The sequence below is a fragment of the Corallococcus praedator genome (genome assembly GCF_003612125.1).
Lineage (GTDB): Bacteria > Myxococcota > Myxococcia > Myxococcales > Myxococcaceae > Corallococcus > Corallococcus praedator.
In genome coordinates this window covers 1-491 of record NZ_RAWI01000880.1, presented here as the reverse complement: position 1 = coordinate 491, position 491 = coordinate 1, and the positions used below count along the sequence as shown (strand labels likewise).

General features: G+C 65.6%; 1 protein-coding gene. It reads right to left on the bottom strand.

The features are described from left to right. Nucleotides 1-491 (bottom strand): S16 family serine protease (locus D7Y13_RS42235; protein WP_341870481.1); only part of this gene is annotated, 491 nt, incomplete at both ends.

Here is a 491-nt window from a genome sequence, read left to right as displayed (position 1 = left end):
CCTTATCGACGATCGCCAGGCCGTCGGTCACTTCGCCCGTCATCGCCACCTCGCGCCGCACCGGCACGCCGGTCAGCGTCGAGACGATCGACGTGACCAGCCCGACACCCGCCGAAGGCCCGTCCTTGGGCACCGCGCCCTCGGGCAGATGGACGTGGATGTCCTTGCGCGCGAACAGGCTCGGCTTGATGCCATAGGACGGTGAGCGCGCCTTGATGAAGCTCATCGCCGTCTCCCCCGATTCCTTCATGACGTCGCCGAGCTTGCCCGTCAGCTTGATCCCGCCCTTCCCCGGCACCGTCACGCTCTCGATCGTCAGCAATTCGCCGCCGACTTCGGTCCAGGCGAGCCCGGTCACGGCGCCGATCTGATTCTCGGTTTCCGATAAGCCGTGCCGATATTTCTGCACGCCCGCGAATTCGTGGAGATTGTCGGGCGTGATCGTCACGCTGTCGACCTTGCCCTCCAGGATCTGGCGCAATGCCTTGCGC